20 protein-coding genes are annotated in these 13,935 nt (G+C 69.4%); 7 read left to right on the top strand and 13 right to left on the bottom strand.

What is annotated here, in order from left to right:
• Window positions 1-23: 23 nt before the first annotated feature.
• From flgB to BLW78_RS18170, 7 genes are all read left to right on the top strand, one after another.
• Window positions 24-425 (top strand): flagellar basal body rod protein FlgB, encoded by a 402-nt coding sequence (gene flgB / locus BLW78_RS18140; protein ID WP_091681204.1) that lies wholly within the window; start codon window positions 24-26, stop codon window positions 423-425.
• 65 nt (window positions 426-490) lie between these two features.
• Entirely contained in the window at window positions 491-898 is a 408-nt protein-coding gene (gene flgC, locus BLW78_RS18145; protein ID WP_020094248.1) for a flagellar basal body rod protein FlgC, read from the top strand.
• Window positions 899-942: 44 nt separating this feature from the next.
• Window positions 943-1,257, top strand: a complete 315-nt coding sequence (gene fliE / locus BLW78_RS18150) for a flagellar hook-basal body complex protein FliE (RefSeq protein WP_012319201.1) — start codon at window positions 943-945, stop codon at window positions 1,255-1,257.
• A gap of 48 nt (window positions 1,258-1,305) precedes the next feature.
• The gene (gene fliQ, locus BLW78_RS18155) at window positions 1,306-1,572 is read left to right on the top strand and encodes a flagellar biosynthesis protein FliQ (protein WP_012319200.1); all 267 of its coding nucleotides are present in this window, start codon (window positions 1,306-1,308) and stop codon (window positions 1,570-1,572) included.
• A gap of 51 nt (window positions 1,573-1,623) precedes the next feature.
• A complete protein-coding gene (gene fliR / locus BLW78_RS18160) occupies window positions 1,624-2,385 on the top strand; it encodes a flagellar biosynthetic protein FliR (protein ID WP_042675345.1) in 762 nt (253 codons plus the stop codon).
• 53 nt (window positions 2,386-2,438) lie between these two features.
• Window positions 2,439-3,506, top strand: a complete 1,068-nt coding sequence (gene flhB, locus BLW78_RS18165; protein WP_020094251.1) for a flagellar biosynthesis protein FlhB — start codon at window positions 2,439-2,441, stop codon at window positions 3,504-3,506.
• A 179-nt stretch (window positions 3,507-3,685) separates the two neighbouring features.
• On the top strand, window positions 3,686-6,481 hold the full coding sequence (locus BLW78_RS18170; RefSeq protein ID WP_082558137.1) for a hybrid sensor histidine kinase/response regulator: 2,796 nt from the start codon (window positions 3,686-3,688) through the stop codon (window positions 6,479-6,481).
• A gap of 123 nt (window positions 6,482-6,604) precedes the next feature.
• On the opposite strand, the gene recA is transcribed toward BLW78_RS18170, so the two are convergent.
• From recA to BLW78_RS18235, 13 genes are all read right to left on the bottom strand, one after another.
• Window positions 6,605-7,696 carry a recombinase RecA gene (recA, locus tag BLW78_RS18175; RefSeq protein ID WP_026605101.1) on the bottom strand — a complete coding sequence of 364 codons (1,092 nt, stop codon included), beginning with the start codon at window positions 7,694-7,696 and terminating at the stop codon, window positions 6,605-6,607.
• A gap of 486 nt (window positions 7,697-8,182) precedes the next feature.
• Window positions 8,183-8,446: a 30S ribosomal protein S17 gene (gene rpsQ, locus BLW78_RS18180; RefSeq protein WP_091681206.1), complete on the bottom strand. Its 264-nt coding sequence runs from the start codon at window positions 8,444-8,446 to the stop codon at window positions 8,183-8,185.
• Window positions 8,447-8,467: 21 nt separating this feature from the next.
• Window positions 8,468-8,683, bottom strand: a complete 216-nt coding sequence (gene rpmC, locus BLW78_RS18185) for a 50S ribosomal protein L29 (RefSeq protein ID WP_020094255.1) — start codon at window positions 8,681-8,683, stop codon at window positions 8,468-8,470.
• A 12-nt stretch (window positions 8,684-8,695) separates the two neighbouring features.
• Window positions 8,696-9,109 (bottom strand): 50S ribosomal protein L16, encoded by a 414-nt coding sequence (rplP, locus tag BLW78_RS18190; protein WP_012319193.1) that lies wholly within the window; start codon window positions 9,107-9,109, stop codon window positions 8,696-8,698.
• 11 nt (window positions 9,110-9,120) lie between these two features.
• Entirely contained in the window at window positions 9,121-9,867 is a 747-nt protein-coding gene (gene rpsC / locus BLW78_RS18195) for a 30S ribosomal protein S3 (protein WP_012319192.1), read from the bottom strand.
• A gap of 10 nt (window positions 9,868-9,877) precedes the next feature.
• On the bottom strand, window positions 9,878-10,264 hold the full coding sequence (gene rplV, locus BLW78_RS18200) for a 50S ribosomal protein L22 (protein ID WP_012319191.1): 387 nt from the start codon (window positions 10,262-10,264) through the stop codon (window positions 9,878-9,880).
• A 1-nt stretch (window position 10,265) separates the two neighbouring features.
• A complete protein-coding gene (rpsS, locus tag BLW78_RS18205) occupies window positions 10,266-10,544 on the bottom strand; it encodes a 30S ribosomal protein S19 (RefSeq protein WP_012319190.1) in 279 nt (92 codons plus the stop codon).
• A 5-nt stretch (window positions 10,545-10,549) separates the two neighbouring features.
• Window positions 10,550-11,386 (bottom strand): 50S ribosomal protein L2, encoded by an 837-nt coding sequence (rplB, locus tag BLW78_RS18210; RefSeq protein ID WP_020094256.1) that lies wholly within the window; start codon window positions 11,384-11,386, stop codon window positions 10,550-10,552.
• 25 nt (window positions 11,387-11,411) lie between these two features.
• Window positions 11,412-11,708, bottom strand: coding sequence for a 50S ribosomal protein L23 (locus BLW78_RS18215; RefSeq protein ID WP_020094257.1), 297 nt, complete (start codon window positions 11,706-11,708; stop codon window positions 11,412-11,414).
• Window positions 11,705-12,325, bottom strand: a complete 621-nt coding sequence (rplD, locus tag BLW78_RS18220; protein WP_020094258.1) for a 50S ribosomal protein L4 — start codon at window positions 12,323-12,325, stop codon at window positions 11,705-11,707. The genes BLW78_RS18215 and rplD overlap by 4 nt, the downstream gene beginning before the upstream one ends.
• Window positions 12,325-13,050 (bottom strand): 50S ribosomal protein L3, encoded by a 726-nt coding sequence (gene rplC, locus BLW78_RS18225; RefSeq protein WP_020094259.1) that lies wholly within the window; start codon window positions 13,048-13,050, stop codon window positions 12,325-12,327. Before rplC ends, rplD begins: the two co-directional genes overlap by 1 nt.
• A 51-nt stretch (window positions 13,051-13,101) precedes the next feature.
• Window positions 13,102-13,410 (bottom strand): 30S ribosomal protein S10, encoded by a 309-nt coding sequence (gene rpsJ, locus BLW78_RS18230; protein ID WP_007569268.1) that lies wholly within the window; start codon window positions 13,408-13,410, stop codon window positions 13,102-13,104.
• Window positions 13,411-13,490: 80 nt separating this feature from the next.
• On the bottom strand, window positions 13,491-13,935 hold a 445-nt coding region (locus tag BLW78_RS18235; RefSeq protein WP_244526977.1), incomplete at its 5' end, for an EF-Tu C-terminal domain-related protein.

A 13,935-nucleotide genomic window follows, 5' to 3' on the forward strand; every position in this document is an offset into this window, starting at 1 on the left:
GCCACGCCATCCCGGAGGCGACCATGGCCCTCACCGATCTGCCCGTGCTGAGCATGCTGCGCACGCGGATGCAATGGGCGCAGGCGCGCCAGGGCGTGATCGCCGAGAACGTCGCCAACGCCGACATGCCGGGGTTCAAGCCCCGCGACCTCGTGGAGCCGCGCTTCGATCGGGCGACCGGCGCCCTCGCCACCAGCGGCTCCGGCCTGACGCTCACGAGCGCGGGCCACATGGCGCCGCCCGGTCTGACGGTCGGCGCCGATTCCAAGCGCGCCAAGGGCTTCGAGGTCCGGCCCAGCGGCAACGGCGTCAACCTCGAGGACGAGATGATGAAGGCCGGCGAGAACCAGGCGGACTACCAGCTCGCCGCCTCGCTGTACCAGCACAGCCTGACCACCCTGAAGATCGCGATCGGCAAGAGCTGACGCGCGACGGCCGAATGTGGAGCGCCGACGGCCGCGGGGTCGCGGCAGCGGGAGGGTCCTGAGCCATGGAATTCACGAAGTCGCTGGCGGTGGCGGCCGCGGGCCTCAAGGCCCAGTCGGGCCGGATGCGCATCATCGCCGAGAACATCGCCAACGCCGATTCCGCGCCGGCCTCCGCCGGGGCGCAGCCCTACCGCCGCAAGATCCCGACCTTCACCAGCCACCTCGACGACGAGACCGGTGCCAAGCTCGTCGAGGCGGGGCGCGTCAGGCGCGACCCGTCGGCCTTCCGGACCAAGTACGAGCCCGGCAACCCCGCGGCCGACGCCCAGGGCGTGGTGCAGATGCCCAACGTCAACGCGCTGATCGAGAACATGGACCTGCGGGAGGCCCAGCGCTCCTACGAGGCGAACCTCAACATGATCAGTGCCACCCGCAAGATGCTGGCGCAGACCCTCGGCATCCTGAAGTGACCCCCGAAGCCCGCGGCAGGACCGCTTAGCAAGGACGCATGGCGATGGCTTCGAGCAACTTCGCGGCGGGTGCCTACGCGGCCGTCCAGGGCCTCGCCGGCGGCCGGCCCGCCCCCCGGGTGCAGCCGACGACCGGCACCGGCACCGATTTCATGCAGATGCTCGGGCAGACCCTGGACAGCGTCGGCGATGCCGGCCGTCGGGCCGATTCCCAGGCCGTCTCCGCGGCCGCCGGCAAGGCCAACGTCGTGGACGTGGTCACCGCGGTCGCCGAGAGCGAGACGGCCCTTCAGACCATGGTGGCGGTGCGCGACCGCATGATCTCCGCCTACGAGGAGATCATGCGGATGCAGATCTGACCGGCCGACCGTTTCCCCGCCCGCTCCCCCCGCACTGAGCGCATCCCCATGACCGGCCTCGCCATCCTCGACATCGCCCGCGACGGCATCTTCGTGTTCCTCAAGGTGGCCGGGCCCCTGATGCTGGTCGCGCTCGCGGTCGGCCTCGCCGTCTCCCTGGTCCAGGCCCTGACGCAGATCCAGGAACAGACGCTGATCTACGTGCCCAAGGTCGTGGCGGTGTTCGCCGCGCTCCTGCTGATGCTGCCCTTCATGGGCGACGCCATGGCCGGCTACATGACCCGCATCGCCGCCCGCATCGCGGCCGGCGGCTGATGCGCCCGCCGGCCGGGACAGGCGCGGCCCCCGCGTGCCATAGGGGCCGCGATGAACCTGCTCCTGCCCGGCATCGCCTCGGCCTACCTGATCACCTTCGCGCGCATCGGCACGCTGATCATGCTGATGCCGGGGATCGGCGAGCAGACGGTGTCGCCGCGCCTGCGCCTCGCCTTCGCGCTGCTCACGTCCCTGGTGCTGTTCCCGACCGTGCGCCCGCTTCTCGGCGGCACGGAGGGCGTGGCCGGCCCGCGGCTGATCGGGCTCCTGTTCGGCGAGACGATCATCGGGCTGGTGCTCGGCCTCACGGTGCGGATGATCCTCGCCGCCCTTCAGACCGCCGGGGTGATCATCTCGGCGCAGGTCGGGCTGTCCTACGCGATGACGGTGGATCCGAGCCAGGGCGGCCAGCAGGTGGCGATCGGCAACTTCCTGTCGTTGCTCGGGATCACGCTGATCTTCGCCGCGGACCTGCACCATCTCGCCATCGAGGGCGTGGCCCGCAGCTACGTGGTGCTGCCCCCCGACGGCGTGCCGTCCTTCTCGGACGCGCTGATGCTGGCCACGAAGGCGCTGGCCCGGGGCTTCACCCTGGCGGTGCAGATCGCCGGCCCGTTCATCGCCTTCGGGATCCTGTTCAACCTGGGTCTCGGCGTGCTGTCGCGGCTGATGCCCCAGATGCAGGTGTTCTTCCTGGCGGTCCCGGCCTCGGTGCTGATCGGCATGCTGCTGCTGATGGGCTGCCTCGGCGTCATGATGGGCGTCTTCCTGGACGACCTGGGCCGGTATCTCGGGGATTACGTCGGCCGCTGAGCGGCCGGATCGCCCATACCCCGACGATGCCCACGCTCTGAGCCCGACGCGCGATGGCCGACGATACCGACGACGAGGACAAGACCGAGGAGCCGTCCCAACGACGGCTCGATCAGGCGATCGAGCGCGGCGACGTCGCGACCAGCACCGAGATCAACACCTTCGCGATACTGGCCGCGTTCACCCTGGCGCTGCTGGTCGCGGCCCCGACCATCGCCACGAACCTGCTGCACGGGCTCAAGGCCTACCTCGCCAACGCCCATACCCTCCCGGACGACGCCACGGCCATGAAGGCGGCCATGACGCGCGGCCTGTGGCTGTGGCTCCAGGCGGTGGCGGTGCCGGTCGGGCTGGCGGTCGTGGCCGGGCTGGCCGCGGGGCTCCTGCAGCACCCGCTGGTCTTCTCCGCCGAGACGCTGATGCCGAAATTCTCGCGCCTCTCGCCGATGGCGGGCGTGAAGCGGCTCCTCGGCGTCGAGGCCCTGTTCCAGTTCGGCAAGGGGCTCGCGAAGATCGCCGCCGTGGGCGTGGTCGGCGCGGTGATGCTGTGGAACGACCGCGACCGGCTGGAAGTGTTCGCCCAGCTGGACCCGGCCGCCTCCATGCCGGCGATCCTGTCCCTCAGCCTGAAGCTGCTCGCCGGCATGCTGTGCATGCACCTCGCGATCACCCTCGGCGACGCGCTCTACGCGCGGTTCCGCTGGCGCAAGCGCCACCGGATGTCGAAGGAGGAGCTCAAGCAGGAGATGAAGGAGTCGGAGGGCAATCCCGAGGTGAAGGGGCGCCTGAAGCAGCTCCGGATGGCCCGGGTGAAGAAGCGCATGATGGCCGCGGTCCCCACCGCCACCGTCGTGGTGACGAACCCCACCCACTACGCGGTGGCGCTGCGCTACGAGACCGGCATGGCCGCGCCGGTCTGCGTCGCCAAGGGCGTCGACGCGCTCGCCCTGCGCATCCGCGCGGTGGCGGCCGAGCACGGCGTCGCGGTGATCGAGAACCCGCCGCTCGCCCGGGCGCTCCACGCCACCGTGGAGATCGACCGGGAGATCCCGGCCGAGCACTACCGCGCGGTGGCGGAGGTCATCGGGTTCGTGCTGCGCCTGCGGAGACGGGCGGCGTAGCCCCGCGCGATCCGCGCGCGGCGCCGTCTCGCCGAACGCCCGGTGGGGCGAAAGCCACGCTTCCTCCACCTTTTTTCGCGAGGCTGTGTCAAGGCTTGGCGCGACGAGACTGATGCCGCGCCCCGCATGTCCTGATATGGCCGGCGGACTAACCGGGTGACTGTTCTGGAATGAAGCCGATGGCCGACGTCACTGGACCTCCGGCGCCCGCCGCGGGCCCGCAGAATTCGGGTCCCCCGGTCGCGCAGGCCTCGTCCCTGCTGGGAACGGGCTCGATCGACCGCTCGGAACAGCCGGGCCGGGTCGGCCTGCTCCTCGTGCTCGCCGGCCTGCTGGTCGGCGCGGCCATCGGCCTGTCCTTCGTGGCCAACGAGCAGGCCCAGTCGCTGATCGTCTGGCTGCTTGCCCTGCTGGCCATGGCGGGCGTGTTCTTCCTGTTCGCCCTCGCCATCGGGGCGCTCCAGCTCAGCGGCAGCGCCGCCCGGGACGACATCACCAAGGGCATCGTCGACGCCTCGCCGGACGGCCAGCTGGTCGTCGAGGACGGCGGCCGGCTGATCTACGCCAACGAGGCCTATCTGCGGATCGCCAGCGGCGACACCTTCTCCAACCTCGTGCCGGTGGAGCGCATCCTCGTCGGCTCGCCGGAGGTCTCCGAGGCGGTCTACCGCCTGTCGCAGGCCTCGCGCGACGCCCGGGCCCACACCGAGGAGGTGCGGATGTCGCCGCCCCTCGGCCCAACGGCCGGCGAGCGCGGCTTCGGCTGGTACCGGGTCTCGGTGCGGCCCCTCGCGCGCCCGCGCCGGGCGGCCTCCCTCTGGACGGTGGCCGACATCACCGCCGAGCGGGAGCGGCAGGAGAACGTCTTCCAGGAACTCCAGCACGCCATCGACTACCTCGACCACGCCCCGGCGGGCTTCCTGTCGATCGATCCGGCGGGCGCCATCGTCTACATGAACGCGACCCTGGCGGCCTGGCTCGGCTACGACCTCGCCAGCGTCGGCCCCGGCGGCCCGCACCTCACCGAGATCGCCCCGGAGGCGGACGTGCTGGTGCGCACGGCCGGCCTGCCGGGCGAGGTCCGCACCGACCGCTTCGACCTCGACCTGCGCCGCCGCAACGGTCACACCCTGCCGGTCCGGCTCTACCACCGGGTCGCCTTCGGCAAGGACGGCAAGCCCGGCTCGTCGCGGACCTTCGTGATCAACCGCTCCGCCGGGGCCGAGACCGACGAGCCGCAGCGCGCCGCCGAGGTCCGGCTGGCCCGCTTCCTCAACAACTCGCCGATCGCCATCGCGACCCTCGACAGCGGCGGCCGGATCGCCCGCGCCAACGCCTCGTTCACGCGCCTGTTCGGCACGGTCCCGCGGCAGGCCGACGACGGCGCCCCGGACGGGGAGGGCGTGCCGCGGGTCGAGCCCAACGTCGCCGACTCGGTGGCCGACCGGACCGCCCTGGAGGCCGGGCTCGCCCGCGCCGCGAGCGGGCGGACCGACCCGGAGCCGATCGAGGTCCAGCTCAACGGGCCCGGCGGCCGCTCGGCCCGGGTCTGGCTCAGCCCGGCCGACGGCGGCGATGCCGGCCAGCAGACCGACGAGGCCGAGCGGGTGATCCTCTACGCCCTCGACACGACGGCGCAGCGCCAGCTGGAGCAGCAGGTCGCCCAGGCCCAGAAGATGAACGCGGTCGGCCAGCTCGCCGGCGGCATCGCGCACGACTTCAACAACGTCCTGCAGGCGATCATCGGCTACTCGGACCTGCTGCTCGCGAGCCACCGGCCGACCGACCCGGCCTTCCAGGACATCATGCAGATCAAGCAGAACGCCAACCGGGCGGCGGGCCTCGTCCGCCAGCTCCTGGCGTTCTCCCGCCGGCAGACGCTGCGCCCGGAGGTGATGAATGTCGGGGAGGCGCTCTCCGAGCTGACCCTCCTCCTCAAGCGGCTGCTCGGCGAGCGCGTCGCGCTGGAGCTGAAGCACGGCCGCGAGGTCTGGCCCGTGAAGGCCGACGTCAACCAGTTCGAACAGGTGATCGTCAATCTGGCGGTCAACGCCCGCGACGCCATGCCGGAGGGCGGCAAGCTGATGATCCGCACCGAGAACGTCTCCGATCCGGGGGCGGCCGCCGGGGCGGAGGGGCGCGGTGGGGCGCCGGCGGGCGACCACGTGCTGATCGAGGTGCGCGATACCGGCCAGGGCATCCCGCCCGAGCTGATGGAGAAGATCTTCGAGCCGTTCTTCACCACCAAGGAGATCGGCAAGGGCACCGGCCTCGGGCTCTCGACGGTGTTCGGCATTGTCAAGCAGTCCGGCGGCACCATCGACGTGCAGTCGAAGGTCGGGGAGGGCACGGCCTTCCGCATCTACCTGCCGCGTCACGTGCCCGTGGCGGAGCCCGAGGAGGTGCCGGTCGCGGCGGCCGAGCCGGCACTGCCGCGCGCGGAGCCGCTCGCGCCGGCTTCCACCACCGCCCATCCCGATTCCGGGTCGGACGCCAAGCCGGTCACCGCGCCGGCCGCGGGCGGCGACGCTGCTGTGCCGAAGGGGGAGACGCCGCCCGCCAAGGTCGACAAGCCGGCGCCGCGCAAGCCCGCCGCCGATCATACGGGGCAGGGGACCATCCTGCTCGTCGAGGACGAGGACCCGGTGCGGGCGGTCAACAGCCGGGCGCTCTCGGCCCGCGGCTACACGGTGCTGGAGGCGGCCTCGGGCCTCGAGGCCCTGGCGATCGTCCGCGAGGGCGCGCAGACCATCGATCTCGTCGTCTCCGACGTGGTCATGCCCGAGATGGACGGCCCGACGCTCCTGCGGGAGGTGCGCAAGCATCAGCCCGACCTGAAGGTGATCTTCGTGTCCGGCTACGCCGAGGACGCGTTCCGCAAGAACCTGCCCGAGGGTGAGACCTTCAACTTCCTGCCCAAGCCCTTCAGCCTGAAGCAGCTCGTCGAGACCGTGAAGAAGACGATGGCGGACTGACCGGCCCGTCGCGTCCGGTCACCGTCGCTCAACGAAGAGCGGCCCCGGAGAGACTCCGGGGCCGCGCATCTTCGAACGTCGCAAGGTCCGCCGCGCGCCGTCGCCGGCCCGCGGCGGCGCGACCTACGCCTCGCCCTCGTCGAGATCGTCCGCCGTCGGGGCGGCGTTCTCCAAGATCTTCTCGGCGACCAGACCGGAATTCTGCCGGATCGAGCCCTCGATCTCGGCCGCGATCTTCGGATTGTCGCGCAGGAAGCCCTTCGAGTTCTCGCGGCCCTGGCCGAGGCGCTGGCTGTTGTACGAGAACCAGGCGCCCGACTTCTCGACGATCCCGGCCTTCACGCCGAGGTCGATCAGCTCGCCGACCTTCGACACGCCCTCGCCGAACATGATGTCGAACTCGACCTGCTTGAAGGGCGGGGCGACCTTGTTCTTCACCACCTTGACGCGGACCTGGTTGCCGATCGCCTCATCGCGGTCCTTGAGCGTCGAGATGCGGCGGATGTCGAGGCGCACCGAGGCGTAGAACTTGAGGGCGTTGCCGCCCGTGGTCGTCTCGGGGCTGCCGTACATGACGCCGATCTTCATCCGGATCTGGTTGATGAAGATGACCATGCAGTTCGAGCGCGAGATCGAGCCGGTCAGCTTGCGCAGGGCCTGGCTCATCAGGCGGGCCTGGAGGCCGGGCTGGCTCTCGCCCATCTCGCCCTCGATCTCGGCCCGCGGGGTCAGCGCGGCCACCGAATCGACCACCAGCACGTCGATGGCGCCGGAGCGCACGAGCGTGTCGGTGATCTCGAGCGCCTGCTCGCCCGTGTCGGGCTGGGAGATCAGCAGGTCGTCGAGGTTCACGCCGAGCTTGCGGGCGTAGACCGGGTCGAGGGCGTGCTCGGCGTCCACGAAGGCGCAGACGCCGCCCTTCTTCTGGGCCTCCGCGATCGTGTGGAGCGCCAGCGTCGTCTTGCCGGACGATTCGGGACCGTAGATCTCGATCACCCGGCCGCGCGGCAGGCCGCCGACGCCGAGCGCGATGTCGAGGCCCAGCGAGCCGGTCGAGACGGTCTCGACCTCCTGGACCTTGTCGTTCTTGCCGAGCCGCATGATCGAGCCCTTGCCGAAGGCGCGCTCGATCTGAGCCAGGGCAGCGTCAATGGCCTTGGACTTGTCCTTGTCCACCGGGGGCATGTCGACCACTTTCAATGCGGGCTGGGCCATCTGGCGGGCTCCTTATGAAGGGGTTGGACGCAGTTCACAACGCGCGTCGCCACCGCCTTCATGTACCCGTTTTGTTCTCAGCCAGCAAGGCCGGAACGCCGTTTTGCTGGACGCAAGTCACGAAATCCCGGCTCAAGCCCCGGATGCCCCGCGACAGCAATCCAATCCGGTAATCGCCCGCGAGGACCCGTACGAACGCCGACACAACGCGCCGGACGGGACGACCGCCAGCCGCAATGGCGACGCCTCCCGCGGTCCCGCAGCGGGCTCGGCCCGCCGGCGACCGGGACCCAACCGCCAGACATGCGGCCGAAAACGACGACGCCCGGCACGAATCCGGCTCTCGCGAGTCGAATTGCGTCCGGGCGTTCGTCGTACCGGTCGTCGGGCATCCCCGGGATGGTCACCCCAGAGGAGGCACCATCCCGCGACGCCGCGGGCGGGAATCTGGCGGACGCGGAGACCGCAGCCGCCGGGACCCCAGGATCAGGCGGCCTCGCCGGCCTCGGCCTGGACGGCCTCGCCCTCGACCAGCTTCCAGGTCTTGGTCTTGGAGAACGGACGGCACTCCTCGATGAACACCGTCTGCCCGACCTTGGCGACGTTGCCCTCGTCGTGCGCGTGGTAGTTCTTCGACCGCCGCACGGTCTTCTTCATCACCGGGTGCGTGAAGCGGCGCTCCACCTTCACCACGATGGTCTTCTCACCCTTGTCGCTGACGACGGTGCCCTGCAGGATGCGCTTCGGCATGGTTGTCTCCTAAAACCCGCCTCAGCCCTTGGCCTGCTGCAGCGTCTTGGAACGCTGCAGAGTCCGGACACGGGCGATGTCGCGACGGACCTCGCGGACGCGGGCGACGTTCTCGAGCTGGCCGGTGGCCCCCTGGAAGCGCAGGTTGAACTGCTCCTTCTTGAGGTTGATCAGCTCGTCATTCAGCTGATCCGGCGACAGCGCCTTCAGATCAGACAGTCTCTGGGTCGACTTCACGATATCCTCCGTTCAGTCGGCGATGCGCTGGACGACCCGCGTGCGGATCGGGAGCTTCGCGGCGCCGAGGCGGAGCGCCTCCTTGGCGATGTTCTCGGCAACGCCGTCGACCTCGAACATGATCCGGCCGGGATGGACCCGGGCCGCCCAGTAATCCGGGGCGCCCTTACCGGAGCCCATGCGGACCTCGGTCGGCTTCGACGACACCGGGACGTCCGGGAACACCCGGATCCAGACGCGGCCCTGGCGCTTCATCTCGCGGGTGATCGCGCGGCGGGCCGCCTCGATCTGGCGGGCGGTGACGCGCTCGGGCTCCACCGCCTTCAGGCCGAACTGGCCGAAGTTCAGCTCGAAGCCGCCCTTGGCCGCACCGTGGATGCGGCCCTTGAACTGCTTGCGGAAGCGGGTCTTTTTCGGTTGCAGCATGGCTTCCTACCTTACGCGTGCTCGCGCTCGCGGCGTCCGCGCTCGCGGCCGCCCTCGCCATCGCGCTCACGGCGTCCGCCAGAGCGGCCGCCCTCTTCCTGGGCCTTCTTGTCCTGGGCCATCGGGTCGTGCTCGAGGATCTCGCCCTTGAACACCCACACCTTGATGCCGCAGGTCCCGTAGGTCGTGAACGCCGTGGCGGTGCCGTAGTCGACGTCGGCGCGCAGCGTGTGCAGCGGGACGCGGCCCTCGCGGTACCATTCCTGGCGGGCGATCTCGGCGCCGCCGAGACGGCCCGAGCAGTTGATCCGGATGCCCTCGGCGCCCAGACGCATGGCCGACTGCACGGCCCGCTTCATGGCGCGCCGGAAGGCGACGCGGCGCTCGAGCTGCTGGGCGATCGAGTCGGCCACCAGGGTGGCGTCGATCTCGGGCTTGCGCACCTCGACGATGTTGATGGTCACGTCGGCCTTCGTCATCGTGCCGACGAGCTTGCGCAGCTTCTCGATGTCCGCGCCCTTCTTGCCGATCACCACGCCCGGACGACCCGAGTGAATGGTGACCCGGCACTTCCGGTGCGGGCGCTCGATGACGATCTTGGAGACCGCCGCCTGCTTGAGCTGCTTCATGAGGGCGGCGCGGATCGCGACGTCCTCGTGCATGAGCTTCGCGTAGTCGCCCTTGTTGGCGAACCAGCGGGAATCCCAGGTCCGGTTGATGCCGAGCCGGAGACCGATCGGGTTGACTTTCTGACCCATCAGATCCTCCTCAAGCCGCTTCGGCTTGGCGGACTTCGCGAACCACGATGGTGAGGTTCGAGAAGGGCTTCAGGATGCGCGCGCCGCGGCCGCGGGCGCGGGCGTGGAAACGCTTGAGAACCAGCGCCTTGCCCACGAAGGCCTGGGACACGACGAGGTCGTCGACGTCCAGGTCGTGGTTGTTCTCGGCGTTGGCGATGGCGCTCTCGAGGCACTTCTTGACCTCGGTCGAGATCCGCTTGCGCGAGAACTGCAACTCGGCGAGCGCCGTGTCGACCTTCTTGCCGCGGATCATCTGCGCCACGAGGTTGAGCTTCTGCGGGCTGACGCGCAGCATGCGCGCGACGGCCTTCGCCTCGTTCTCGGGGAGCGCGCGGGGGGTGGCTTGCTTGCCCATCTCAGCGCCTCTTCGCCTTCTTGTCGGCCGCGTGGCCCGGGAAGGTGCGGGTCGGCGAGAACTCGCCGAACTTGTGCCCGACCATCTCCTCGGTGACGTAGACCGGGATGTGCTTCTGCCCGTTGTGCACACCGAAGGTGAGCCCGACGAACTGCGGGAGGATCGTGGAGCGGCGGCTCCAGATCTTGATGACCTCGGAGCGCGAGGAGCCCCGCGCCGCCTCGGCCTTCTTGAAGAGGTAGCCGTCGACGAACGGCCCCTTCCAGAGAGAGCGTGCCATAGCGATTACTTCTTGCGGTTGTGGCGGCTGGACAGGATGAACACGTCGGTCCGCTTGTTGGACCGGGTCTTCTTCCCCTTGGTGGGCACGCCCCAGGGCGTGACCGGGTTGCGGCCGCCCGAGGTGCGACCCTCGCCGCCGCCGTGCGGATGGTCGACCGGGTTCATCGCCACACCGCGGTTGTGCGGGCGCTTGCCGAGCCAACGGTTGCGCCCGGCCTTGCCGAGCGAAATGTTCATGTGGTCCGGGTTCGAGACCGCGCCGACGCTGGCGAAGCACTGGCCGTGGACCAGGCGCTGCTCGCCCGAGTTCAGGCGGAGCGTCACGTAGCCCTGGTCGCGGCCGACGATCTGCGCGTAGTTGCCGGCCGAGCGGGCGATCGCGCCGCCCTTGCCGATCTTCAGCTCGACATTGTGGACGATCGTGCCCACCGGCATCGAGCCGACCGGAGCGGCGTTGCCAGGCTTGATGTCGACGCTCTCGCCGGCCACCACCTTGTCGCCCGGCTGCAGGCGCTGCGGGGCCAGGATGTAGCTCTGCTTCCCGTCGGGGAAGTTGATCAGCGCGATGAACGCCGTGCGATTCGGATCGTACTCGATCCGCTCCACCGTGGCGGCGACGCCGAGCTGCTCGCGACGCTTGAAGTCGACGTTGCGCAGCACGCGCTTGTGGCCGCCGCCGCGGAAGCGGACGGTGATGCGGCCGAGATTGTTGCGGCCGCCGGAGGACGACTTGCCCTCCGTCAGCGCCTTCACCGGCTTGCCCTTGTAGAGCTCACGGCGGTCGACGAGCACGAGCTGGCGCAGGCTCGGCGTGACCGGTTTGAATGTCTTCAAGGCCATCGGCTTGGATCCCTAAATCCCGTCCTCAGAGCCCGGTCGTGACGTCGATCGAGTGGCCCTCGGCCAGGGTCACGATCGCCTTCTTCACGTCGGAGCGCTGTCCGCGGAGACCGCGGAAAATCTTCTTCTTACCCTTGGTGACAAGGGTGTTCACGGCCGTGACCTTCACGTCGAACAGCTTCTCGACGGCCTCCTTGATCTGAGGCTTCGTCGCCTTGGGGGCGACGCGGAAGACGACCTTGTTCTGCTCGGTCAGGTTGGTCGCCTTCTCGGTGATGACCGGGGAGACGACGATGTCGTAGTGGCGCGGATCGGCACTCATTTGAATCGCTCCTCCAGCGCGTCGACGGCAGCCTTCGTCAGGACGAGCGTGTCGCGGCGCAGGATGTCGTAGACGTTGATGCCCTGCACGGGCAGCACGTCGATCTGCGGGATGGCGCGGGCGGCCCGGCCGAAATTCACGTCGACCTCGGCACCGCCGATGATCAGCGCGTTCGAGAGGCCCATCTTGCCGAAGCGCTCGATGAGACCCTTGGTCTTGTGATCCTCGATCTTGATGTCATCGACGACGATCAGGGTCGAGGCCTTGGCCTTGGCCGACAGGGCGTGGCGCAGGGCCAGCGCGCGGACCTTCTTGGGCAGGTCGTGGCTGTGGTCGCGCGGCACGGGGCCGAAGGCGCGCCCGCCGCCGCGGAACTGCGGCGCCGAGGCCGCGCCGTGGCGGGCGTTACCGGTGCCCTTCTGCTTGTAGAGCTTCTTGCGGGTCCGGTTCACGTCCGAGCGGTTCTGCACGGCGTGGGTACCGGCGCGCCGCTTGGCGAGCTGCCAGCGGACCATGCGCTGCAGCAGGTCGGCGCGCGGCTCCAGGCCGAAGATCTCTTCGTTCAGCTCGACCGAGCCGGCGCCGGCACCGTCGAGGGTTTTGATATCGAGCTTCATCACGCGGTCTCCTCAGCCGCAGGGGCCTCGGTCGCCGGGGCGGAGGCGCCGTTCTCGCGGAACTTGCCCGGCAGCGGAACGTCGGCGGGGAGCTTGCGCTTCACCGCGTCGCGGATCTGGATCCAGCCGCCGGCGACGCCCGGGACCGCGCCCTCGACCAGGATCAGGCCGCGCTCGGGATCGGTGCGCACGACGCGCAGGTTCTGGGTGGTGACCCGCTCGACGCCGAGGTGACCCGGCATCTTCTTGTTCTTGAAGGTCTTGCCCGGGTCCTGGCGGCCGCCGGTCGAACCGATCGAGCGGTGCGAGATCGACACGCCGTGGGTGGCGCGCAGGCCGCCGAAGTTCCAGCGCTTGATACCGCCGGCGAAGCCCTTACCGGTCGTGGTGCCGGTGACATCCACGAACTGGCCGGGGATGAAGTGGTCCGCGGTGATCTCGGCGCCGACCGGGATCAGCGCGTCCTCGGACACGCGGAACTCGGCGAGCTTCTTCTTCGGCTCGACCTTGGCGACCGCGAAGCGACCCCGCTCGGCGGCCGAGACGTTCTTGACCTTGGCCTTGCCGACGCCGACCTGCAGCGCGACGTAGCCGTTCTTCTCGACGGTGCGGTGGGCAACCACCTGGCACTGATCGATCTTGAGCACGGTGACGGGGACATGCTCCCCCGCGTCCGTGAAGACGCGGGTCATGCCGACCTTCTGTGCGATGACGCCTGAGCGCATAGGTTCTCTCCCTCGCGCGATGAAACGGTAAGCTCTAAGTCCTCAGCGGACTCAGAGCTTGATCTCCACGTCCACGCCAGCGGCGAGGTCGAGCTTCATCAGCGCGTCCACGGTCTGAGGCGTCGGATCGACGATATCGAGCACCCGCTTGTGCGTGCGCATCTCGAACTGCTCGCGCGACTTTTTGTCGATGTGGGGCGAGCGGTTCACGGTGAACTTGGCGATGTGCGTCGGGAGCGGGATCGGGCCGCGGATGGTCGCGCCCGTACGCTTGGCCGTGGAGACGATCTCCTTGGTCGACGCATCGAGGATGCGGTGATCGAACGCCTTGAGGCGAATGCGGATGTTCTGACCGTTCATGATCCTGGAACCTTGAGAGGGACGGCGGGGTACGCGAGGCCTTCACCCCGCCGCGCCCTGCTAAGGATGCTTGCTCGAGCTCAGTCGTTGATGGCGGCGACGACGCCGGCGCCGACGGTGCGGCCGCCCTCGCGGATGGCGAAGCGCAGCTTCTCCTCCATGGCCACCGGCACGATCAGCGCCACGTCCATGGTCACGTTGTCGCCCGGCATCACCATCTCGGTGCCCTCCGGCAGCGTGCAGATCCCGGTCACGTCCGTGGTCCGGAAGTAGAATTGCGGCCGGTAGTTGGTGAAGAACGGCGTGTGGCGGCCGCCCTCCTCCTTGGTCAGGATGTACGCCTCGGCCTTGAACTTCGAGTGCGGCTTCACCGAACCCGGCTTGCACACGACCTGGCCGCGCTCCACGTCCTCGCGCTTCGTGCCGCGCAGCAGCACGCCGACGTTGTCGCCCGCCTGCCCCTGGTCGAGCAGCTTGCGGAACATCTCCACGCCCGTCACCGTCGTCTTGGTGGTCGCCCGGATG

The sequence above is a fragment of the Methylobacterium sp. 275MFSha3.1 genome, assembly GCF_900108435.1.
In the GTDB taxonomy this organism is placed as follows: Bacteria; Pseudomonadota; Alphaproteobacteria; order Rhizobiales; family Beijerinckiaceae; genus Methylobacterium.

Coding starts and splice junctions, on each gene's coding strand:
- flgB (WP_091681204.1), top strand. CDS start 24: ATGGCCCTCACCGATCTGCCCGTGCTGAGCATGCTGCGCACGCGGATG.
- flgC (WP_020094248.1), top strand. CDS start 491: ATGGAATTCACGAAGTCGCTGGCGGTGGCGGCCGCGGGCCTCAAGGCC.
- fliE (WP_012319201.1), top strand. CDS start 943: ATGGCTTCGAGCAACTTCGCGGCGGGTGCCTACGCGGCCGTCCAGGGC.
- fliQ (WP_012319200.1), top strand. CDS start 1,306: ATGACCGGCCTCGCCATCCTCGACATCGCCCGCGACGGCATCTTCGTG.
- fliR (WP_042675345.1), top strand. CDS start 1,624: ATGAACCTGCTCCTGCCCGGCATCGCCTCGGCCTACCTGATCACCTTC.
- flhB (WP_020094251.1), top strand. CDS start 2,439: ATGGCCGACGATACCGACGACGAGGACAAGACCGAGGAGCCGTCCCAA.
- BLW78_RS18170 (WP_082558137.1), top strand. CDS start 3,686: ATGGCCGACGTCACTGGACCTCCGGCGCCCGCCGCGGGCCCGCAGAAT.
- recA (WP_026605101.1), bottom strand. CDS start 7,696: ATGGCCCAGCCCGCATTGAAAGTGGTCGACATGCCCCCGGTGGACAAG.
- rpsQ (WP_091681206.1), bottom strand. CDS start 8,446: ATGCCGAAGCGCATCCTGCAGGGCACCGTCGTCAGCGACAAGGGTGAG.
- rplP (WP_012319193.1), bottom strand. CDS start 9,109: ATGCTGCAACCGAAAAAGACCCGCTTCCGCAAGCAGTTCAAGGGCCGC.
- rpsC (WP_012319192.1), bottom strand. CDS start 9,867: ATGGGTCAGAAAGTCAACCCGATCGGTCTCCGGCTCGGCATCAACCGG.
- rplV (WP_012319191.1), bottom strand. CDS start 10,264: ATGGGCAAGCAAGCCACCCCCCGCGCGCTCCCCGAGAACGAGGCGAAG.
- rpsS (WP_012319190.1), bottom strand. CDS start 10,544: ATGGCACGCTCTCTCTGGAAGGGGCCGTTCGTCGACGGCTACCTCTTC.
- rplB (WP_020094256.1), bottom strand. CDS start 11,386: ATGGCCTTGAAGACATTCAAACCGGTCACGCCGAGCCTGCGCCAGCTC.
- BLW78_RS18215 (WP_020094257.1), bottom strand. CDS start 11,708: ATGAGTGCCGATCCGCGCCACTACGACATCGTCGTCTCCCCGGTCATC.
- rplD (WP_020094258.1), bottom strand. CDS start 12,325: ATGAAGCTCGATATCAAAACCCTCGACGGTGCCGGCGCCGGCTCGGTC.
- rplC (WP_020094259.1), bottom strand. CDS start 13,050: ATGCGCTCAGGCGTCATCGCACAGAAGGTCGGCATGACCCGCGTCTTC.
- rpsJ (WP_007569268.1), bottom strand. CDS start 13,410: ATGAACGGTCAGAACATCCGCATTCGCCTCAAGGCGTTCGATCACCGC.